Source organism: Robertmurraya beringensis, assembly GCF_042433785.1.
GTDB classification, from domain to species: domain Bacteria; phylum Bacillota; class Bacilli; order Bacillales; family Cytobacillaceae; genus Robertmurraya_A; species Robertmurraya_A beringensis.
The window spans coordinates 20029-41825 of sequence record NZ_JBHLUU010000106.1; the positions used below are offsets into that span (position 1 = coordinate 20029).

Below are 21797 nucleotides of genomic sequence, written 5' to 3' on the forward strand. Positions count from 1 at the left end.
TTTTATTATTTTTTTAGCTTTACAAACGCTCGTTTTAATCTTTGTACCCCTTCAGAAATGAGATGGGAGTCTACTCGACCAAAGGTAAGCCGAATATAGCCTTTTTCTGATCCAAAAAGAGAACCAGGAACGAAAGCCACCCCATTACGTAACGATTCTTCAAGCAGATGAAATTCATTTACATCTCCATGCAAGCTACACCAAATATGGATTCCACCCTCAGGAACATGGAAAGATAATTCGCTGGTAAGCTCTTCTTTTAAGGAAGAAATAAGAATATTTCTTTTCTCTGTTAGTAGTGCTTTTAAAGATTTTAGGTTTTGATCAAAGTAATGTGACTGTATATATTCACTTGCCAACCATTGTGGGAAAATACTATGTCCAAAATCAATCTGTTGTTTGGCATCTGCTAGACGCTGAATAATTTTATCCGGACCAATAATCCAACCAATTCTTAATCCAGAAGCTGCAATCTTAGAAAAAGAACTGATATATAAAACACTTCCTGTTTCGTCAATAGACTTCAGGGAAGAGGTATCGATTTCTTCTGAAAAGGATATAAGACTATAAGGATCGTCCTCCACCACTGGAATCCCTAGTTCATTTGTAATTTCTAGTACTCTTTTTCTTTTTTCAATAGGCAGAATGGTACCAGTTGGATTTTGAAAAATGGGATTTAAAAATAGCATTTTAATATTATGCTTTTGATGCAATTTTATAATATCCTCTGGATTCATCCCATCTTCATTGACAGGAAGTTTAAAGGTTTTTAACCCCATTGTTCGAAAGATAGGGAGGGAGTGGGCATAAGAAGGATCCTCATACGCGATAGCATCTCCCTTTTCTAATAAACATTGAGCAACTAAATACAATGCCTGTTGTGCTCCTGACGTAATAAGAATAGATTGACTCGAGCAATCGATATGTTTATGTGTTTTTAAATGAGCAACCAAGCTATTGCGAAGCTCAAGGTTTCCTTGTGGATGGTCATATCCTAATGATTGTTGGAAATCATTCTTTGATAAGATTTCTTTGAACATCTTGGTCGGCATTAAATCACTTGCTAATTCCCCGCTAGCAAAGTTAATTAAATTTTTTTCTAACACTTCATCCCTGATCTGTTGAAACAAAGGTAGATTAGGTAAAAAAGAGCCGCGTTCAACATAGAGATCCCAGTTTGGGACCCTTGATCGAGTTAACCCCCAAACATCTGAGTGTACCCTTGTTCCACTCCCTTTGATCCGTTCAATCATGCCATTCGAATATAATACATCATAGGCTGTTACAATAGTCGCTCGATTCACTTCTAATTCTTTTGCTAACTTTCGTTCAGAAGGCAGAATGGTTCCAGGGGGATACTCTCCGTAGGCAATTCTCTTTTGAATATAATTAGCTATTTGTTGATAAATAGGGATATCTAATTGTTTGTCTGGTCTCCATTCCATTGTCTTCACCATCATTGAATTTAAGATACTTTATTATATCGAAGGAAGGAAGAATAAGAAAATATTTACCCTTTATTTCAAAGTTTCTTCTGATTGGATGGCCAGTAATTTGGAAAATTGGATGGGTTAAATGAGTGGGTTGATCTGTATAATTGAGATAAGAGTATTTTTGATTAATTTGTCAACAAGAGGTGTATGATGTTATTTCTTATTATTTTAGTATTTTTAGTCCTGATAATCTCAGTCATACTTACGTTAGTAATAACAGGGAAGAGCGACGAAAACTATAGGAGTTCTGTCAAGAGGAATACTATAAACCTCTCCCTTATCTATATAGTTATTATTGTCTTGTCATTAATTGCCCTTGGTGGCTATATATGGTGGCAAACGTAAATTTTATAAAAACTAATACTGAACTACCAATGACTTTTTGGTGGTTTTTCTATTTCACTTGACAATAGAGGTCTAACTGGAGTAATTTATCTAATAGGGTTAGATAAATTAGAAGGGAGCTTACGATGGATTATAAAGAGTTGGCGGAAGAACTGTTACGTAATATGACGAGAACAGCTAAGATGCCATTTCAGAAAAAAGTAGAAGATATTTCACATGGAGAGAAGAAAATTTTAGGATTCCTTACGTTTGCCAAGAGCAGTGCTACTTCAGGTGAACTGAGTGAGGCATTATATCTTACGACTCCTCGTGTGGCATCGGCACTGAATAGCTTGTCCAAAAAGGGATTTATTCAGCGAAGCAGAGACGCTAATGATAAACGCATTGTCATTGTCACCATTACTGAAGAGGGAACTCACTTTATGGAGGAAGAACGCAAAGAGGCGTTAATGATGATTGAGCAAACACTTGAAAAGCTTGGAGAACATGATGCGAAAGAATTTGTTCGTATCTTAAAAAGAATAACCGACATTACTATTGAAAGTGAGTAAAACATGATGCAGGCACAAAGTATTCGTCTGCTTTTTATTAATAAAGTATCTAACACTATTAGATTTATAGAGAGATCTACTGTTAGGGGGTATATGAATGATAAAAATATTTAAGCATCTTCAGGGCAAAGACTGGTTATTAATTATGTGTAGTTTGGTGTTTATTATTGCACAGGTTTGGCTTGATTTAAAGCTCCCTGACTATATGTATGAAATAACCATGCTCGTCCAGACAGAAGAAAGTAAAATGAGTGAGGTTCTCGTTCAAGGGGGATACATGCTTCTTTGTGCAGTGGGCAGTATGATAGCGGCAATGATTACTGGCTTTTTTGCCGCAAAAGTTGCAGCGGGATTTTCTGTTCGTCTCCGAGGAATGGTATTTGAAAAAACCATGTCTTTTTCGATGGAAGAAATCAATGGTTTTTCTACATCTAGTTTGATCACTCGATCAACCAACGATATTACACAAATTCAATTGTTGATCGCTACTGGACTTCAAGTACTGGTCAAAGCTCCAATTTTAGCGGTTTGGGCTGTTTTTAAAATTATGGGTAAAAGCTGGGAGTGGACAGCTGCCACAGGGTTCGCCGTTTTATTTCTTATAGTGATGCTTTCAATCATAATTATTGTCGCCTTGCCGAAATTTAAAGTGATTCAGACTTTAACTGATAACCTTAATCGTGTAACAAGGGAACACTTGACCGGGATTCGCGTTGTTCATGCCTACAACGCTGGAGCCTATCAGGAAGAGAAATTTGAACAAGCGAACAATGATCTCACGAATACGAATTTATTTACAAGCCGAGTGATGGCAATATTGATGCCAACGATGGGACTCATCATGTCTGGTCTCGGTCTAGTCATTTATTGGATTGGAGCCTTTTTAATCAACCAGGCTGCCATACCTGATCGATTATCCTTGTTCTCAGAAATGGTTGTATTCTCGTCATATGCAGTGCAGGTAATCATGGCCTTTATGATGCTTTCGTTTGTGTTTATTATGCTTCCTCGGGCATCTGTCTCTGCTAAACGTATTAACGAAGTACTAAATACAAAGGCAAAAATTATAGATGGAAACTTGACGGATGGAAAGGAAGGTCTTTCCGGAGAAATTGAATTCCGTAATGTTAGTTTTAAATACCCAGACGCAAAAGACTATATTCTTCGTAACATCAGTTTTTCAGCTCATAAAGGAGAAACGGTGGCAATTATTGGGTCAACCGGTAGTGGGAAAACTTCATTAGTAAATTTGATCCCACGATTTTATGATGCTATGGAGGGAGAAATTTTCATTAATGGAGTGAACGTAAAAAATTATTCTCAGGAAGCATTACACGATAAGCTAGGGTATGTATCTCAAAAAGCTGTTTTATTCAGAGGTACCGTGTCTTCCAATGTAGCATACGGCCACAACATAGACATCGTATCAGAAGAAACAAGTATTAAAAAAGCGATAGAAATTGCACAAGCAACAGAGTTTGTTGAAAAAATGGAGAATCAGTACGAAGGTGAGATTGCTCAAGGTGGTACAAATATTTCTGGAGGACAGAAACAAAGATTGTCTATCGCACGCGCGATTTTCAAACAACCTGAAATTTATTTGTTCGATGATTCATTTTCTGCATTAGATTATAAGACAGATCGAATATTGCGTTCGTTACTGAAAAAAGAAATTAAGGATGCCACAACGATCATCGTTGCACAACGAATAGGTACGATTAAAGATGCAGACCGAATTGTTGTTTTAGACGATGGGGAAGTCGTCGGCATGGGAACGCATCAAGAGCTTATGATCAATTGCGAGGTATATCAAGAAATTGCGTATTCTCAGTTGTCAAAGGAGGAGCTTGAAATTGGGTAAGAAAAATCATAAAACTAATGCAATGAAGCATCCTCAACACGGGGGAGCACCCTCTTCAAATGGGATCAATAAGGCCTCCTTAAAGCAACTCATATCGTATTGTAGAGCATATATACCAATCATAACTGTTGCCTTAGTCCTTGCTATGCTAGGGTCAGTTTTCAATATCGTTGGACCAGAACTGCTTAGTCAAATTACCGATTTCATTACAGAGGGCTTGATGACCAAAATTGATCTTGATGCTGTGGTTAAAATCGCAACGATTCTTGCTTTTCTATATGGGTTAGGGTTTATTTTTAACTACATCCAAGGGTATATTATGGCCACTGTCACACAGAGAGTGTCCAAAAAATTACGTACAGAGATTTCAACGAAAATCAATCGATTACCACTCAAGTATTTTGACTCAACAAGTACAGGTGATGTCCTTAGCCGTGTAACAAATGATGTTGACATGATTGGACAGACGATGAATCAGAGTTTAAGTACATTGGTATCAGCTATTACTATGTTTGTTGGCTCACTGATCATGATGTTTTACACGAACTGGATTATGGCTCTTTCAGCTGTACTTTCTACCATTTTAGGGTTTGCACTCATGACGTTCATCATTTCAAAATCTCAAAAATACTTCGCCCAGCAGCAAAAAGAACTAGGGAAATTGAATGGTCATATTGAAGAGATTTATACGGGACATCATGTTGTGAAGGTATATAACGGAGAGAAAGAAGCAAAGGAAACGTTCCGTGAAATTAACACACGCCTATACAATAGTGCATGGAAATCTCAATTCATGTCTGGTCTAATGATGCCGCTCATGATGTTTGTTGGTAACTTCGGATATGTGGTGGTTTGTTTAGTCGGAGCTGTGCTTGCTGTTAATGGTAGTATCTCATTTGGGGTGATTGTTGCCTTTATGATTTACATTCGTCTCTTTACACAGCCATTATCACAGCTTGCACAAGCAGCTACAAATCTTCAGTCCACAACCGCTGCGAGTGAACGTGTATTCGAATTTCTTGGAGAAGAAGAACTGGCAAATGAAAGTGGCAAAACACTCAGACTCGAAAGTGCAAAAGGTGATGTGGAGTTTAAGCATGTGAACTTTGGATATAATCGAGACAATATGGTTATTAAGGATTTTTCCACAAAGGCAAAGGCAGGACAAAAAGTGGCAATTGTCGGCCCAACAGGTGCTGGTAAGACCACTTTGATTAATCTATTGATGCGTTTTTATGAAGTGAATGGTGGAGAAATTTTAATCGACGGTGTTCCAACAAGTAATCTTACACGACAAAATATTCATCAACTATTCTGTATGGTACTTCAAGATACATGGTTGTTTGAAGGAACGATAAGAGAAAATATTGTTTACTCTCGAAAAGGAGTTTCAAATGAACAGGTAGAGGAAGCCTGTAAAGCAGTGGGTTTACATCATTTTATTACAACTCTTCCTCATGGGTATGACACTGTATTAGACGATAAAGCCAATCTTTCAGCGGGGCAAAAACAGTTAATTACCATCGCTCGTGCCATGGTGGAGGATGCTCCGTTGCTAATCCTTGATGAAGCAACAAGTTCCGTTGATACTCGTACAGAATTATTGATTCAGGAGGCAATGGATAAGCTGACAGTGGGCAAAACTTCATTTGTTATTGCACATAGACTTTCGACAATCAAGAATGCAGACTTGATTCTAGTAATGAAGGATGGAGACATTATCGAAAGTGGGAAGCATCAAGAATTGCTTCTGAAAAACGGATTTTATGCAGATTTATATAATAGTCAGTTTGAAGATGCATCATAATAATATAATAAACACCCTGGAAGATCCATTTCTCCAGGGTGTTTATTATTTATTGAAGCATATGCTTTCTCTGATTTTCTTCCATTAAAAATTGAATAAAATGATTGATCGCACGAGCGTTTGGCTGTTCTTTTATAAGATTAATATATTCTTTCTTATGGTAATCAGTGGCGACTTCACTATTCTTAATTCGATCAATAATGTATGCCGAACTTTGCTTCTGAATTTCTTTTTGGTGGAATCTTAGCTCCCGAAATAAAGCGAATCCGAGTGCACCGATTGCAGCGTAGATAAGGATGGTAGGAAGGGTATCCTGAGTAATCTCACCGAAAAATAATACATATCCAAGATTAAATAGTGATACCCAAATTAAGGGCATGGTCCATAAAGCGTATCTAGATACTTTCTTCATTAATGGAGAAAGTTTTTCCTGCATGAGTTCGATTTCTTTTTTAATATAATTGGGCATATCCTTCGTGAAAAGGTTCATTTTTTTCTTCCTTTCCCTTTTTTAATGGATAAAAACAAAAAAGACCTTTACCAAAATAAATTGGTAAAGGTCTTGCTAACAACAGTAGTTGCCAACAAAGCCGAGAGCTAGATGCTCCGTAATGACGACCTTGCTGTTAAAGCTACTCCCCTTTAGGAGTATGAAATTAATAATTTTATTATAGGGAAATTTGGTGTTTCTGTCAATTTGGAAACGTGATTAGTTTTGTATAAAAATGGTATAATGATTGAAATGAAATAACTGAGAAGGGTGGGGGAACGATGTCTATAGAGATTCATACATTTCCAAATCTTGAAACGGATAGATTAGTTTTGAGAAAAATTACAAAAGACGATGCTAGTAATATACTTAGCTATCTTTCTGATAACGAAGTAATGAAATATTATGGATTGGAACCCTTTAAATCTATCAACGAGGCATTGGACGAGATATCATGGTATCAATCCCTTGAAAAGAACAATAAAGGATTAAGATGGGGAATTACGTTAAAAGAAGAGGGAATTGTTATTGGTAGTTGTGGTTTTCATAACTTTGTTTCTCAACATTTCCGTACAGAGATTGGATTTGAGTTAAGCAGAGATTACTGGGGAAAAGGAATAGCTGGAGAGGCATTAAAAACAATCATTGCCTATGGTTTTCAACAATTTGGGTTTCAAAGGATAGAAGCGTTAATTGAACCTCCTAACCTTTCATCCCAAAGGTTAGTGGAGAAACAGGGATTTATTAGAGAAGGTTTACTTAGAAAATATGAGTATACTCGCGGGAAATTTGATGATTTATATATGTATTCATTGTTAAGGGAGGATTTTTCTAAATTGGAATGAGGATTAATCCGACCTTTGTTGAGTGGACTGCCATCCAGGTAGTCCTATTTTTTTATTTAAATATCAATCTAGTTGAAAAATATTCTCAATTACTGTTGACATTATTTGTGTATCCATATAACATAAGGATATGAAAATGATAATCATTATCAATACATAAAAAGGAGATATGAAAAAATGAAAAAATTAGGTTTATCTTCTCTTATTTTCACCATGCTGTTTCTACTAGCGGCTTGTGGAAGTAAGGAGGAAGCGAGTACAACCACTAACGGAAGCACGGAAGCAGTAGAAGAATCAAAGGAAGTTACGTTCACACATGAATACGGTGAAGTAACACTTGAGAAAAATCCTGAGAAAGTAGTTGTTTTTGACTTTGGAATACTAGATGCATTAGATGCGTTAGGTGTAGAAGTAGCTGGACTTCCGCAAGCGATTGTACCTGAAAGTCTAGAAAAGTACAAAGGCTCAGAATATACAAATGTAGGTAGTTTAAAAGAACCTGACTTTGAAGCGATCCATGAATTACAGCCAGATGTGATTTTTATTTCAGGAAGACAAGCTGAGTTATATGATCAATTTGCTGAGATTGCCCCAACCATATTTGTTGCTGTTGATTATGCGAATTACATTCCTTCTCTAGAAGAAAACTTCAACCTTTTAGCTGAACTGTTTGAAAAAGAGGCTGTACTAAAATCTAAGATGGAAGAGCTACAATCAAGTATTGATGAGGTAAATAAAGAAGCATCTGCGTCTGAAAGTAAAGCTCTGATTTTACTAGCTAATGAAGGAAAAGTAAGTGCGTACGGACCTGGTTCACGTTACGGTTTCGTTCATGATGTGTTTGGCTTTAAGGCAGTAGATGAAAATATAGAGGTTTCTCAGCACGGTCAAAGTATAACGTTTGAATACATTCTCGAGAAAAATCCAGATGTTATTTTTGTTATTGACCGCTCTGCTGCTGTCGGTGGAGAAGTAGGAGCGAAAGAAACAATTGAAAACGAACTTGTTATGAAAACAAACGCCTATAAAAATGGGAAGATTATATACCTAGATGCAGTTAACTGGTATATTGCTGGGAATGGTATTAGTTCTACACAAGCAATGACGGAAGAAGTAAAAGCAGCACTAGAATAATGAGGAAAGCCGGGACAAATGTTCCGGTTTTTTGTTAGGATTAGATTAATAGTAATTGACAGCCCTTTTATCATAGATGACAGCGGTTTTATAAAAATGAGTTTTTCTAGGCCTGCTTTTATAGTTAGGGCCTTTACCAATTGCATTGAACCTTTAAGGAGAACCCGTCAACAAATTGCAAATGAAAAATAAACGGAGAAATTCCGGTTAATTAGGGAAATACCGATATTTCCCTAAAAATAAAGGGAGTTTTTCCGGTTAAACTATCAAAATCTTTGGATTTTGTCATATTCAGAGCAGTTAGTCGGAATATCTCCGCTTATATCTGCTTTCTAAGCCTCCTCAATAGACATTAGCCGGAAATTCTCCGCCTATGAATTCCTGTTTTTTCACTTTTTACACTTCAAAAGTGAACCCGTAATAGGTAGGTCCACACGCTTTTATCATGATTTCTTCATAGTGTCGTCATTTTTCTGACATAATGTTTTGTTATGATTTAAAAAACAATAAGACATACACTTATGGGGGATTAAAATGCAAAGAGATTTATTATTAGTAGATCAATTGTTGTCACAAATTAAGATAACTTCAAATAGAGAGAACAAACCTGTAACCATTCACGGTAGCGCCAAGGATCTACGATGTATCGGAGTGGGGACAGATGCCGCGGTATTTCAGTATATTCATAACCCAACATACGCATTTAAACTGTTTGCTGATGATAAAAAAGGAAAAATTCAAATCGAAGCTTCTGTATATGAAGTTTCAGCGGGGGCATCGTACTTTCCTAAATGTTATGCCGCAAATGATCGATATTTAGTCTTAAGCTTTGAATCTGGCATTACACTGTATGATTGTCTCATTCAGGGAATTCGTATTCCATCACAAGTCATACAAGATGTTGAAAAGGCAAGAGAATACGCTAGGAAAAATAATTTAAATCCTCGTGATATTCATTTGAAAAATATTTTACTTCAAAATGGTCGAGCAAAAGTCATTGATGTGTCTGAGTATATGAACAAAGGAAATGATCATCGATGGGAGGATCTGAAAAAAGCTCATGATGAATACTATCCTTTGATTGAAGGTAAAGCAGTACCGTCTTTACTTTTGGAAACCATTCAAAGTTGCTATAACAATAGACAATCATCTTCAATGGAAGAGTTTATGAAGGAAATATTTAAGACGAAAGTGTTAAGTCCTTTTCGTGTACCTGAGGAGGTGTAGCAAGTGTTTTAATTGACAGTTATTTAGGGTCGCTATATTATATAAATGTGAGGTGACTAAATAATGGAATCACAGGAAAAACAATTAGAGCAATTTGTAGATTGTGTTCAAGCGATTGGTCGACACATGAAGAGGAGTCAAAGGAATAGTCAAGACGGAACGGAGATTACGAAGACACAATGGCTTATTTTACGTTTTCTAGCGAAACAGAATGGATGTACAATTGGTCAGCTTGCGGAACGGCTAGAAGTTCGTTCAAGTTCCATGTCTCAAATGATTGATCGATTAGAGCTAGCTGGAACAGTTTACCGTGAACCGGATAAAAATGATGCAAGAACACGCATCGTAAAATTAACTGAGGCTGGAAAAGAAATGATTTCTAAAATGAAACATTCCCGAATGGAGATGATAGCTGGTCCATTTAATCAGCTTACCCAGGAGGAACAGAACACGCTGGTTGAAATTATGATGAAAATGACAACAAATCTCAAGCTACATGGTTCACGTTGTAAAGAATGATAATAACATTATTACAGGGCTATATAGCCGGCAACTTAGTTAAGTTCGCTATATAATATAAGAAAGAAACTAAGTAATCTCAACCATATTGTCACCTTTATTTAGGGTCCCTGTAGTATCTATGGATTTACGTAATTAGTAGATAACAAAGGATATTATTATGAGCTTTATACTAGTCAGTTTAAACGTGTAAGTTAAATGTAAAGAACATAGGGGAGGAAACTAAATTGAACATTTTAGAAAATATTTATTCTAGACGAAATATTAAAAAATTTAAACCAGATATGGTTGAACCAGAACAAATCAACAAATGGTTAGAAGCTGGAACGATGGCTCCTAATCATAAGATGACCCAGCCATGGGAAGTGTATATGATTGGATCAGAAACAAGAACAAAATTAAATCATAAAACAAATTTTTGTCAGGCACCTGTTGTACTAGCGATCCTATCCAAACATGGATCAACGGAAATAGAGACGTATGAAAATGTTCTTGCCACCGCTTGTTTTGTCCAAAACGTTAATTTAGCTGCTTGGGCAGAAGGTGTTGGAACTTTCTGGTCTTCCATGGGTAATGCAGCTAAAAATCGTGAAATCATGGGCATTCCAGATGGGTACGATGTGATTGGGGTGTTTGGGTTTGGTTATCCAGAAGAGATTAGTCAACCAAAAGAAAGAACGTCTATACAGGAAAAAATGAAGTATCTTCCATAAAAAATAGTGACTTGAAAGCAGTGTCTCCTAGAGGGAGGTCACTGCTTTTTTATTGAAGAATATGGTTGACTTTAAAATATAGTATTTCCTCTAAATCTATTAAAGTGTAAAATAATGTTGAATAATGAAAGGGGATACATACCTTGAATCCAAAATACCTAGATTTACTGGCCCAAAAATATGATAGTGAAGAAAAAGTAGTAACGGAAATTATTAATCTTGAAGCGATCCTTAATCTTCCAAAGGGAACAGAACATTTTGTCAGTGATTTACATGGGGAGTATCAAGCTTTTCAACATGTGTTAAGAAATGGATCGGGAAATGTCAAGGAAAAAATAAAAGATCTGTTTCAAGATGTTTTAACTGAAAAAGAGATGAATGAGTTTGCTACATTAATCTATTATCCTGAAGAAAAATTACAGTTAGTAAAAAATACTTTTATAAGTGATCAAGAAGTTAACCAGTGGTATATAGTCATCATCTATCGTATGATAAAGCTCATATCTTATGCCTCTTCCAAATATACACGTTCGAAATTACGTAAAGCATTGCCCAATCAATTTGTTTACATAATTGAAGAGTTACTTTATAAAGCAGATGATTCCAACAATAAGGAACAATATTATACGAAGATTGTTCAACAAATTATTTCCTTAGGACAGGCAGAAAAGCTCATAACTGGTCTAGCTTATACGACTCAAAGATTGGTCGTTGACCATCTCCATGTAGTTGGGGATATTTATGACCGTGGACCTGAACCAGATAAAATTATGGAAACTCTCATCAATTATCATTCTGTTGATATTCAATGGGGAAATCATGATGTTCTATGGCTAGGTGCATTTGCTGGTTCAAAGGTTTGTCTCGCTAATATTATTCGTATCTGTGCCAGGTATGATAATTTGGATATTATTGAAGATGTATATGGAATCAATCTTAGGCCGCTTCTTAATCTGGCTGAGAAATACTATAATGACAATCCCGCTTTTAGACCAAAGGCGCATTCAGATAAGAAACTGACAGATCATGAACGACTACAAATTACAAAAATTCATCAAGCCATTTCCATGATTCAGTTTAAACTAGAGATGCCGATCATAAAGAGACGCCCGAACTTTAATATGGCAGAGAGACTTCTGCTTGAGAAAATTGATTATGACAAAAATGAAATTACAATCAATGGGAAAACATACCAACTGGAAAACAGCTGCTTTGCTACAGTGAATCCAGAACAACCCGATCAATTACTAGAGGAAGAAGCTCAAGTGATTGAAAGACTGCTATTTTCTGTCCAGCATTCCGAAAAGTTAGCAAGGCATATGAATTTTCTAATGAAAAAAGGCAGTCTTTATTTGAGATATAACGGAAACTTATTAATCCATGGCTGTATTCCTTTAGATGAAGAAGGAAATATGGAGAAAATGGTGATTGAAAATACAACCTATGCCGGTCGGGAATTACTTGATAAATTTGAACATTATTTACGTCATGCTTTTGCTCATCCTGAAAAGACAGATGACCTGGCGACAGATATGGTCTGGTATTTATGGACAGGAGAGTATTCCTCTCTCTTTGGAAAAAGGGCCATGACCACCTTTGAGCGCTACTTTATTAAAGAAAAGGAAACCCATAAAGAGAAAAAGAACCCTTACTACCATTTACGGGAAAACGAGGACCTCTGCCGTAGAATTTTAGAGGAGTTTGATTTGAATCCAGAACAAGGTCACATTATTAATGGTCATACACCAGTAAAAGAAATTGAAGGAGAAAATCCTATTAAAGCCAACGGTAAGATGCTTGTCATCGATGGAGGATTCTCCAAAGCATATCAATCAACAACAGGGATAGCGGGTTACACGTTATTATATAATTCCTACGGTATGCAGCTTGTTGCACACAAGCAATTTAATTCAAAACAAGATGTACTTTGTAATGGAACAGATGTTTTATCAGTAAAAAGATTGGTAGATAAAGAACTAGAGAGAAAAAAGGTTATAGAAACAAATGTTGGAGAAGAGTTATTACAGGAAATATCTATTTTAAATAGTTTGCGTGAATACCGTTATATGAAATAAGCAGGAACAGTGCTCACTGTCCTGTTTTTTTTTACATGAACTTGTACTCTTTAAGGTTTTGTTAAGGTTAATACAACATAATAGGCTCAACAAGTAAAAAAGGAGCCGAATAATGAAAAAAAATAATAGATTTACAAAGTGGATGGCACCATTAGTATGTGCTGGCATGTTAGTTGCATGCAGCAATAGTGAGGAGTCAGTTACTTTAACTAGTACCTCTTCTGGAGTAAATATTGACACGTTAAGTACAATTGGTAACGGAAATATTCAAACGGTTGTAAGTGAGCTTGCAACCTACAGCGATGATGACCTTTATACAGAGTGGGAAAATGAGGATCCAACGTATATTCAATTGAATGAGGGGACAGCCACTTATGAAGGATCAGGAGCTGTCGTTGTGTCTGAAAGCACTATTTATATCCGTACGGGTGGGGTATATGTTATAAGTGGAACATTAGATGATGGACAAATCGTTGTAGAAGCGGAGGATAAAAGTACCGTTCGACTCGTCTTAAGTGGAGTAGACATTCATAGCAGTACTTCCGCTCCTATTTATGTGAAGGATGCTGAAAAGACGGTGATATCCTTACCGGAGGGGACAGAGAATACCATTTCTGATGGAACGCAGTATGTATACGATGATAAAGAAGAAGAGGAGCCCAATTCCGCCATTTTTAGTAAAGATCATTTAACCATTAATGGTCAAGGAAAGCTTACTGTAGAGGGTAACTTTAATGATGGAATTATTGGAAAAGATGAGCTAAGAATTACAGGTGGAAATATTGTAGTAACAGCTAAAGATGATGCTATTGTTGGACGAGACCTAGTAGCTGTCCAGGATGGGATTTTAACGCTTACAGCAGGCGGTGATGGAATCAAATCAACTAATGATGAAAATGCTGAAAAAGGAAATATTGCCCTTGAAGGTGGAACATTTACCATTGTAGCAGACAATGATGGTATACAAGCGGAAACTTCCCTGTATGTATTAGAAGGAGATTATAACATTGTAACTGGTGGTGGAAGTCCTGAAACCATTGGAATAAATGAGTATGCTAATGGAGGACACTCCGAGGACTCCACAACCTCTACAGAAACAAGCAGTGCAAAAGGTCTGAAGGCGACAACGGAGCTTGCGATTGGTGGAGGGACATTTGTAATTGATTCATATGATGATGCCATTCACAGTAGCAATAGTGTTTTATTAGAAGCCGGGGAAATGACAATTGCATCAGGAGATGATGGGATTCACGCCGATTCATCGGTAGTAACTAAGGGTGGAAATCTTACAATTACCAAGACTTATGAAGGAATCGAAAGTAAAATTGTGGCCATTGCTGGTGGTACGATCGACATTACCTCTGCTGATGATGGACTAAATGTGGGTGGCGGAGCGGATTCCTCAGGTGACAACATAGAAGAAAGCGCAGCTGGGGATCATCTTATTCAGATTACAGGAGGATATGTATCTGTAAATTCACTGGGTGATGGCCTGGATTCTAACGGTTCATTTGTTATGACAGATGGGACAATCGTTGTGAATGGACCAACAGATGATGGAAATGGTCAAATTGACTATGTGGAGACATTTGAAATATCTGGAGGAGTACTAGTTGCAGCTGGGAGTACGAAAACACAAACTAGCTCCGAGATGTCTGGACAATATGCCATTATGATGACATTCCCAGAAACACAGGCGGCAGGAACGCTTGTTCATTTAGAAGATAGTGAAGGAAATACGATCGCCACTTTTGCACCAGAAAAAGAATATCAGTCACTTTATATAAGTTCACCGGACTTATCGAAAGATTCTAGCTATACGTTATATTCAGGAGGTTCTTCTACAGGAACTGAAACGAATGGTTTATACACAGACAGTGATTATAGTGGTGGAACACTCGAAGTAGATTTTACAATCTCAGATGTGATGACAAGGCTGAATGGGTAAAAAAAGAGGGTGCTTCACCCTCTTTTATCATTTATATTCCCTATGTAAAAATGAAACTATTCTTAAACTCGTTCGTCTATATACTGTATGATTTACTTTTTGAAAGGAAAGGCAGCCATGAAAAGATTTTGGATGTTCGTTTGCATGATTCTTATAGTAACTATTATATACTACCAATATATTAAAAAAGAGGATGTGCCGTTGCCTACCGCTCTTCATCCAGTAGTAGAGGAGCGTACCAATCAACTCATTCAAAATATGGCCGATCAGGGAATTACAGTTGTTATTACAGATGGCTTTCGTAGTGTAGAGGAACAAAATATTCTATATGAGCAAGGTCGTACAACAGAAGGAAGTATTGTTACGTATGCTAGAGGAGGAGAATCACTTCATAATTTTGGACTTGCAGTGGACTTTGCCCTAAAGACCGAAGCAGGTCAGGTTATTTGGGATATGGAATTTGATGGGAATGGAAATGGATCTCCTGATTGGATGGAAGTGGTTGAGAGAGCTAAGGAACTCGGGTTTGAATGGGGAGGAGATTGGATGGGATTCGAAGATTATCCGCACCTACAACTTGATTTTGGGCTAAGTCTTAGTGAATTACAAAGAGGGGAACGACCAACAGAAGAGGCGTTGACAGCCTATTAATCTATTATATGAAATGAGAAAAACCGGTATATTTGTTTTTATTTATCATTTTGTTGTGTTAAAAAATGAAAAAAAGTGACCTATTCATAGCAAATGATTGCCTAATCCTATCATAACCATTTACGTATTTGACCACTATGCATTACAATCAAACTACAAAGATATGAGGAATGAGGGGAATCATGAATGTCTGAGCAAATTTACCAACAACAGTCCGAACTGACGAAACTCATTAAACGGTATGCAACGCAAAATGGTGTACACACAACCGCTATCCCGTCGTTATTTTTTATTAGAGAATCGGATGTTACGGAACCTCGGTATGGAGTTTACAAGCCCTCCTTTTGTATGATCGTTCAGGGGGAGAAGGAAGTATTACTGGCAGAAGAGCGTTTTCAATACAGTCCTGCTGATTACCTGGTTGCCTCTGTTAACTTGCCGGTCACAGGGCAAGTAATTAAAGCATCAACGGACTCTCCTTATTTAGCTCTAAAACTTGAATTTACACCGAATCAAATCTTAGAGGTCTTAAGTGACTTTAAGGCAACCGTCGAACCGAAGAAAAAGGTAAATCGGGGAATGTTTGTAAGTAAAATTGAGACATCTCTTTTAGATGCAGTTCGCAGGCTAGTTAGTTTACTAGATAATCCTAAAGATATTCCTGTTCTTGCACCTCTTTTTACAAAGGAAATTCTTTATAAGGTTCTTCAAGGGCCGTACGGGGGAATGCTAGAACAAATGGCAATAGAGGGAAGCACCACTTATCAAATTAGGGATGTTATTCAAGAAATCTTTAATAACTTTGAAAGATCCCTTCGAGTGGAGGAACTTGCAGAATTAGCGAATATGAGTGTATCTTCCCTTCATAGACTCTTTAAAGAAGTAACCGGTTTGAGTCCGATTCAATTCCAAAAGCAACTAAGATTACAGGAAGCTCGACGATTGTTGTTATCAGAGTCAAATGATGCCGCGGATGTTGCTTTTCGTGTGGGATACGAAAGTCCTTCACAATTCAGTCGTGAATATTCACGTATGTTTGGCTTCCCACCCAAGGAAGATATTAAGCGTCTAAGAGAAACCTATAACCAAAAAATCCACGCATAAGTTCTTGATTTAATAGAAGAACAGCTCAGTAATAAGAATCCTTTAATGTGTTAACACACCCTGTTATAAGGATCCAGGGTGTGTTATTTGTTTGGATCAAAAAACTAAATTTCTTTAGATGATAGGGGTAAAAACATCTTCACTCCTCGTTTATTGAATGGAAGTATTTTTAGGTCTCCAATCAAATGACTAATATATCCGCCTAGACAAGCATAGAACACACCATCCATTCCAAGAGAGGATTCAAAAAGGAAAGCAATATAGCCAAAGAACGCTATTCCTACTAATGAATGGGTATAGCTCCGATGCGAGGATACAGAAGCTATCATAATATAAATCCCCAGTAGAATGATCCAAAGCTCCTCTACAGATAATCCACCTACTAAAACAGCTACTCCCGTAATAGTTAACATATGCTTTTGCTTTATTAATGATGCGATTAACATAATCATTAAACCGATTCCTACTCCTAGCCATCTTTCCATCTCTGATTTTTCAAAGAAACTATAGATCACCATCATTATTCCAATGATTAGAGCAGATAGCCGAATTACTTTATGTGAAAGGGTTATTTTTCCACGAAGCTTTCCGTCAATATCTATGTCTGGGATTAAACCTGAGATTCCTCCCAAACCGACTAACAAAAGTGTTGTTGTTGGTGATGTTTGTAATGAATTTGCAACGACAAATCCTGTTGCTGCACCTACTGCTGCATGTGATGTACCATTCAATTATTTTCCACCTCTATAAATCTATTATGTAGTAAATCAAAACACTTTGTTTATTCTACTACAAAACATCTGTTCTGTTTAGAAGAAAAATGATTATTGGTATCAAAATACTAAGCCTTTCTTTTTGTGAGTGAGTCTTTTAGTATAGAATTTATACATATCAGACAAGAAAGAAGAGGGAATGAAAATGATTACAGTCGAAAATGAATGGTTGAAAGTAAATATAGAAAGTCATGGAGCAGAATTGCGTAAAGTAAAGCATAAGAAAAATGGCTTGAATTATATGTGGTCAGGGGACAACAAATATTGGGGAAGAGTGTCTCCAGTATTGTTTCCGATAGTAGGACGATTAAAAGATGATCAATATCAAATCGATGGTAAAACGTATCAGATGTCACAACATGGTTTTTTGCGTGATGTTGAATTCAAAGTACTAGAGCAGACAGCAACAAATGCTGCTTTTGTTTTTGACTCTGCTGGACGTTTTAGTGATGTGTATCCTTATGAATTTAAAGCAATTATCCGGTATATGCTTCAAGAAGACTCACTGATTGTACATTGGGAAATTGTGAATGAAAATGAGAAGGAGATGCATTTTTCTATTGGTGCTCATCCTGCTTTTAAGATTCCACTTTTAGAAAGTGAAACCATTGAGGATTACCATATACACTTTACTCCTGCAGAAGATATGAGTGTAATGGAGTACGAGCTTCAGAACTCTTTGCTTCACGAGAAAGGGAAAGTTGATGATATTGGAATGCTTCCACTAACACATTCACTTTTTGCGAATGATGCTCTCGTTTACAGCAATATCGATAAGATTACATTGGTTTCAAATAAATCCAGTTATGGAGTAGAAGTTATGTTTAAAAATTTCCCGTTTGTTGGAATATGGTCGAAATATATAGAGGAAGATGGGAGTATTGCGCCGTTTGTATGCATTGAGCCATGGTACGGGGTGGCTGATACTTATGATACGGTAGGAGATTTTAAAGAGAAATTTGGCGTGAATACACTTAAACCTAGGGAAACATTCCAGACAGAGTACAATATCAAGTTTATTTAATTTTAAAAAAAGTATTTAAAAATTCATAGTATTCCTATAAGATATATAGCATGATAATCTTAGAAACCTTATTTGATAATTTTAGATTGTATAGGGGAATTCAATGAATACTTTACAAAAGTCAAATGACAATATAAAAAATCCATCGTTAGAACGATTAAATGTATACTTTAATAAAATGAAAGGTGAAGCGAGAAAAGAGTCTAAGTTTGATTATTTAGATTCTATAATAAGTGTTGTAGGAGTCTTTCTCGCTGTTACTATCATTTGTATTTTAGCTTTTTCCTCAAATTATTCTATGGTAATAGGCCCTTTAGGGGCAAGCAGTATTTTAGTATTCGCGGCGCATAACGGTCCTTTATCTCAACCGAGGCAAGTGATTGGGGGGTACATACTTTCTACTGTTACAGGAATTCTCATATGGAGTATATTTGGGAAGAGTCTATTTATTATTATAATTACCCTAGTAATTGTGCTAATTTTAATGGCTCTTACAAAAACCATTCACCCACCCGCTGCAGCTAGTGCTCTAGTTGCGATCAATTTTGAAACAGGATGGGGTTATCTTATTCCCGTTTTGTTAGGCATCTTTTTGCTAGTGTTTGTTTCCATGTTATATAATAATCTATTTCCTAAGAGACAATACCCAAAATATTGGTTGTAAATAAACGATATTATTATTGAAAGTGTAGGTACGTCCGTAGATTTAATTCTACGGTTTTTTTATACAACTATTAGTGTCACTTTGTTTTAGATAGTCTTTGCATTTATCCATTGATATAATATTATATATTCTTTCATAGAACGTAATTAGAAATGAGAGGGAGATAGATGTGAAAATTTTAACAGTTGAAGATTTGGTTCGGAAATTTTCATTAAAAGTACTAACTGGGGAAAATAAGTTAAAGCAACAAATAAAACAATCAAGATCTCATCGTCCAGGCTTGGAATTTGTTGGTCACTTTGACTTTTTTCCAACGGAACGTGTTCAAATTCTGGGGAGAAAAGAAATTACATATTTGCACAAATTGAGTATTGAGGAACGCCAGATGCGTATAGGAAATATTGTAAAATACCATCCACCTTGCTTTATCGTTACTGCTGGACAGGAGGGGCTAACCTATTTAACTCAGTATTGCCTAGAAGAGGGAATTCCATTGTTGTGTACAAACGAGCCTCAACCTACATCTGAATTTATCACAAATCTTGATGATTATATGCTAAAAACATTAGCTCCTGCTATCGCTGTACACGGGGTTTGTATCAATGTATATGGAATGGGCATTTTACTTCGGGGAAATTCAGGTGTCGGTAAAAGTGAAACAGCTCACACGATGATTGGTAGGGGTCACAGGCTTGTGGCTGATGATATAGTTGTATTGAAAAAACTCAGTCCTCGAACCATTCTTGGAACCCATGATGGGAAAACAAAAGAGTTTCTAGCCTTACGTAGTATTGGTCTACTGAATGTAGTCCGCTTATATGGGCGAAAAGCTTTTCAGGATGAGACGAGGATTGCGCTAGATATTGAATTGACAAAATGGCAGAAAAATTCACTCAATAATGAGTTGGATCACGAAGCCAAATATACCGAATATATGGGAGTACAAATCCCCCATATAGAAATTCAGCTTCAACCGGGTCGCGATGTGGCGGGTTTAATTGAAGCAGCGGCAAATAACTGGCTTCTGAAGCAGCAAGGTTACAGTGCAGCGGAGGAGTTTATGCAACGGTTAGAGTCTGATATATAATCTTGAGCAATCAATGGCATTAATCATTAGATTAATGTCCTTTTTAGTTTTTGTATAAGAATTTTACGTAACTGCTTCACTTAATAAATAATTTTACAGAAGTACTATATTTTAGTGAAATTAGGTCGATAAAGATAATATAAATATCTCAAATTCAAAATGCTTATACATACGAAAGGTACACAGATGAGTATAATTAAAGATTTTTTGTTTCAACTAACGCTAGTGGTTATCCCTATATTTATTTACTATACATTTATTACAGAAAAGGTAAAAAGCCAGAAAAATAAAAACATCATTATGACCATTTTATGGGGAATATCAATCATATTTTGCATGTCCTTTCCAGTGAATTTTGGTGATAATTCTCGTTTGGAGTTAAGAATTATTCCTCTATTATTAGGCACGTTATATGGTGGATTTTGGCCGGGGATCTTCTTGTCTGTAATAATCATCCTTTTTCGCCTATCCTTTGGAATTAGTATAGGATTTTATAATACAGTTCTTGTCTTATTAACATCACTACCTTTTATATTGTTTTTTCAAAAATCGTTTTCACTCTCGAAAAAAGATAAAAGGGTAAAAATTGCGGTGAGTCTTTCCTTGTTTTACTGTCTAAGTGGCCTTACTATTTTCTGTATTTTGAGAGGTTTTTCCTTTGATTTTTTCAAAATACAAATGGTTCATCTTTTCTTAGCAGTAGTTGTTACTTGGTTATTTACCATTCTGATTGAAAAAATCAGGTAGATTCACCAGCTCCGTTTAGAGGTTCAAAATACGGAGAAATTACGAGTGATAGGTGAGTTAACAAGTGTTTTCGCTCATGAAATCAGAAATCCAATGCAAGTTACACGTGGTTTTTTACAACTTCTAAATGAACCCGATTTGCCAAAAGTAAAAAAAGAATATATAAAAATATCAATTGATGAACTGGATCGTGCAAATGAAATTATTGAAGATTTTTTATCCTTTGGAAAACCGTCCATTAATAACATCGCAAAAATCGAAGTAGGTTATCAGATAGAACGTGTAGTAAATATCATACGAAGTTACAGCCTCAATCAAAATGTTGAGATTAGAACGGATATTCAGGATAACTGTTGGATATTTGCTAACCCCCAAAAATTGAACCAGTCGTTAATTAATATTTTGAAAAATGCTGTAGAGTCTATGCCGACTGGAGGAAGGGTTTGGGTTAGTTGTACTGCAACAGATGATGGATTCATAAAAATTATCATTAAGGACCAAGGAATTGGCATGACCAAAAAACAAATAGACAGACTTGGCTCTCCGTTTTATTCTTTAAAGGAAAAAGGAACAGGATTAGGAATGATGGTAAGTTTTCAAATTATCCATTCTTGTTTTTGACATCTTTAAATTTCCTAAAGTTGACGGTATTGCCTGTCCAGAATTAGTCGATTATAATGTCCGTATATAATTCGAAACATTTCGACATTTATTTTGGGGAAAGGAAAAGACGTCCCCC

General features: G+C 36.3%; 20 protein-coding genes. 17 read left to right on the plus strand and 3 right to left on the minus strand.

What is annotated here, in order from left to right; all coding sequences use genetic code 11:
* Positions 1-5: 5 nt before the first annotated feature.
* A complete protein-coding gene (pdxR, locus tag ACFFHF_RS15115; RefSeq protein ID WP_160547924.1) occupies positions 6-1445 on the minus strand; it encodes a MocR-like pyridoxine biosynthesis transcription factor PdxR in 1440 nt (479 codons plus the stop codon).
* A gap of 518 nt (positions 1446-1963) precedes the next feature.
* Between pdxR and ACFFHF_RS15120 the strand changes: the two genes are divergently transcribed.
* From ACFFHF_RS15120 to ACFFHF_RS15130, 3 genes are all read left to right on the plus strand, one after another.
* A complete protein-coding gene (locus ACFFHF_RS15120; RefSeq protein WP_160547925.1) occupies positions 1964-2389 on the plus strand; it encodes a MarR family winged helix-turn-helix transcriptional regulator in 426 nt (141 codons plus the stop codon).
* Positions 2390-2486: 97 nt separating this feature from the next.
* Positions 2487-4250: an ABC transporter ATP-binding protein gene (locus ACFFHF_RS15125; protein WP_160547926.1), complete on the plus strand. Its 1764-nt coding sequence runs from the start codon at positions 2487-2489 to the stop codon at positions 4248-4250.
* A gap of 22 nt (positions 4251-4272) precedes the next feature.
* Positions 4273-6057 carry an ABC transporter transmembrane domain-containing protein gene (locus ACFFHF_RS15130; RefSeq protein ID WP_160547943.1) on the plus strand — a complete coding sequence of 595 codons (1785 nt, stop codon included), beginning with the start codon at positions 4273-4275 and terminating at the stop codon, positions 6055-6057.
* A 49-nt stretch (positions 6058-6106) separates the two neighbouring features.
* On the opposite strand, the gene ACFFHF_RS15135 is transcribed toward ACFFHF_RS15130, so the two are convergent.
* Positions 6107-6547: a DUF5392 family protein gene (locus ACFFHF_RS15135; protein WP_160547927.1), complete on the minus strand. Its 441-nt coding sequence runs from the start codon at positions 6545-6547 to the stop codon at positions 6107-6109.
* A gap of 281 nt (positions 6548-6828) precedes the next feature.
* On the opposite strand from ACFFHF_RS15135, the gene ACFFHF_RS15140 reads away from it, so the two are divergent.
* From ACFFHF_RS15140 to ACFFHF_RS15180, 9 genes are all read left to right on the plus strand, one after another.
* Entirely contained in the window at positions 6829-7392 is a 564-nt protein-coding gene (locus tag ACFFHF_RS15140) for a GNAT family N-acetyltransferase (RefSeq protein WP_160547928.1), read from the plus strand.
* A gap of 177 nt (positions 7393-7569) precedes the next feature.
* Complete coding sequence (locus ACFFHF_RS15145) at positions 7570-8526, plus strand: ABC transporter substrate-binding protein (protein WP_160547929.1); 957 nt, start codon at positions 7570-7572, stop codon at positions 8524-8526.
* 534 nt (positions 8527-9060) lie between these two features.
* Positions 9061-9753: a serine/threonine protein kinase gene (locus ACFFHF_RS15150; protein WP_160547930.1), complete on the plus strand. Its 693-nt coding sequence runs from the start codon at positions 9061-9063 to the stop codon at positions 9751-9753.
* Between the two features lie 63 nt (positions 9754-9816).
* Positions 9817-10272: a MarR family transcriptional regulator gene (locus tag ACFFHF_RS15155; RefSeq protein ID WP_160547931.1), complete on the plus strand. Its 456-nt coding sequence runs from the start codon at positions 9817-9819 to the stop codon at positions 10270-10272.
* Between the two features lie 227 nt (positions 10273-10499).
* Positions 10500-10985 (plus strand): nitroreductase family protein, encoded by a 486-nt coding sequence (locus tag ACFFHF_RS15160; protein ID WP_377058502.1) that lies wholly within the window; start codon positions 10500-10502, stop codon positions 10983-10985.
* A gap of 143 nt (positions 10986-11128) precedes the next feature.
* The gene (fbp, locus tag ACFFHF_RS15165; RefSeq protein WP_160547933.1) at positions 11129-13060 is read left to right on the plus strand and encodes a fructose-1,6-bisphosphatase; all 1932 of its coding nucleotides are present in this window, start codon (positions 11129-11131) and stop codon (positions 13058-13060) included.
* A gap of 112 nt (positions 13061-13172) precedes the next feature.
* Positions 13173-15008 carry a carbohydrate-binding domain-containing protein gene (locus tag ACFFHF_RS15170; protein WP_377058503.1) on the plus strand — a complete coding sequence of 612 codons (1836 nt, stop codon included), beginning with the start codon at positions 13173-13175 and terminating at the stop codon, positions 15006-15008.
* Positions 15009-15152: 144 nt separating this feature from the next.
* Positions 15153-15659 carry a M15 family metallopeptidase gene (locus ACFFHF_RS15175; RefSeq protein WP_340906204.1) on the plus strand — a complete coding sequence of 169 codons (507 nt, stop codon included), beginning with the start codon at positions 15153-15155 and terminating at the stop codon, positions 15657-15659.
* Positions 15660-15845: 186 nt separating this feature from the next.
* Positions 15846-16763, plus strand: coding sequence for an AraC family transcriptional regulator (locus ACFFHF_RS15180; protein WP_377058504.1), 918 nt, complete (start codon positions 15846-15848; stop codon positions 16761-16763).
* Positions 16764-16867: 104 nt separating this feature from the next.
* On the opposite strand, the gene ACFFHF_RS15185 is transcribed toward ACFFHF_RS15180, so the two are convergent.
* Positions 16868-17494, minus strand: a complete 627-nt coding sequence (locus ACFFHF_RS15185) for a metal-dependent hydrolase (protein ID WP_377058505.1) — start codon at positions 17492-17494, stop codon at positions 16868-16870.
* Positions 17495-17681: 187 nt separating this feature from the next.
* Here ACFFHF_RS15185 and ACFFHF_RS15190 point away from each other — a divergent pair, with 187 nt between their 5' ends.
* The 5 genes from ACFFHF_RS15190 to ACFFHF_RS15210 all read left to right on the plus strand — a co-directional run bounded on the left by ACFFHF_RS15190 (position 17682) and on the right by ACFFHF_RS15210 (position 21679).
* Positions 17682-18560 (plus strand): aldose 1-epimerase family protein, encoded by an 879-nt coding sequence (locus ACFFHF_RS15190; RefSeq protein ID WP_377058506.1) that lies wholly within the window; start codon positions 17682-17684, stop codon positions 18558-18560.
* A 103-nt stretch (positions 18561-18663) separates the two neighbouring features.
* On the plus strand, positions 18664-19224 hold the full coding sequence (locus ACFFHF_RS15195; protein ID WP_377058507.1) for an HPP family protein: 561 nt from the start codon (positions 18664-18666) through the stop codon (positions 19222-19224).
* Between the two features lie 169 nt (positions 19225-19393).
* Positions 19394-20311 (plus strand): HPr(Ser) kinase/phosphatase, encoded by a 918-nt coding sequence (gene hprK, locus ACFFHF_RS15200; RefSeq protein ID WP_377058508.1) that lies wholly within the window; start codon positions 19394-19396, stop codon positions 20309-20311.
* Positions 20312-20497: 186 nt separating this feature from the next.
* Positions 20498-21058, plus strand: a complete 561-nt coding sequence (locus tag ACFFHF_RS15205) for a LytS/YhcK type 5TM receptor domain-containing protein (protein WP_377058509.1) — start codon at positions 20498-20500, stop codon at positions 21056-21058.
* A gap of 45 nt (positions 21059-21103) precedes the next feature.
* Entirely contained in the window at positions 21104-21679 is a 576-nt protein-coding gene (locus ACFFHF_RS15210; protein WP_377058510.1) for an ATP-binding protein, read from the plus strand.
* Positions 21680-21797 lie beyond the last annotated feature (118 nt).

Coding starts and splice junctions, on each gene's coding strand:
- pdxR (WP_160547924.1), bottom strand. CDS start 1,445: ATGGAATGGAGACCAGACAAACAATTAGATATCCCTATTTATCAACAA.
- ACFFHF_RS15120 (WP_160547925.1), top strand. CDS start 1,964: ATGGATTATAAAGAGTTGGCGGAAGAACTGTTACGTAATATGACGAGA.
- ACFFHF_RS15125 (WP_160547926.1), top strand. CDS start 2,487: ATGATAAAAATATTTAAGCATCTTCAGGGCAAAGACTGGTTATTAATT.
- ACFFHF_RS15130 (WP_160547943.1), top strand. CDS start 4,273: ATGAAGCATCCTCAACACGGGGGAGCACCCTCTTCAAATGGGATCAAT.
- ACFFHF_RS15135 (WP_160547927.1), bottom strand. CDS start 6,547: ATGAACCTTTTCACGAAGGATATGCCCAATTATATTAAAAAAGAAATC.
- ACFFHF_RS15140 (WP_160547928.1), top strand. CDS start 6,829: ATGTCTATAGAGATTCATACATTTCCAAATCTTGAAACGGATAGATTA.
- ACFFHF_RS15145 (WP_160547929.1), top strand. CDS start 7,570: ATGAAAAAATTAGGTTTATCTTCTCTTATTTTCACCATGCTGTTTCTA.
- ACFFHF_RS15150 (WP_160547930.1), top strand. CDS start 9,061: ATGCAAAGAGATTTATTATTAGTAGATCAATTGTTGTCACAAATTAAG.
- ACFFHF_RS15155 (WP_160547931.1), top strand. CDS start 9,817: ATGGAATCACAGGAAAAACAATTAGAGCAATTTGTAGATTGTGTTCAA.
- ACFFHF_RS15170 (WP_377058503.1), top strand. CDS start 13,173: ATGAAAAAAAATAATAGATTTACAAAGTGGATGGCACCATTAGTATGT.
- ACFFHF_RS15175 (WP_340906204.1), top strand. CDS start 15,153: ATGATTCTTATAGTAACTATTATATACTACCAATATATTAAAAAAGAG.
- ACFFHF_RS15180 (WP_377058504.1), top strand. CDS start 15,846: ATGTCTGAGCAAATTTACCAACAACAGTCCGAACTGACGAAACTCATT.
- ACFFHF_RS15190 (WP_377058506.1), top strand. CDS start 17,682: ATGATTACAGTCGAAAATGAATGGTTGAAAGTAAATATAGAAAGTCAT.
- ACFFHF_RS15195 (WP_377058507.1), top strand. CDS start 18,664: ATGAATACTTTACAAAAGTCAAATGACAATATAAAAAATCCATCGTTA.
- ACFFHF_RS15205 (WP_377058509.1), top strand. CDS start 20,498: ATGAGTATAATTAAAGATTTTTTGTTTCAACTAACGCTAGTGGTTATC.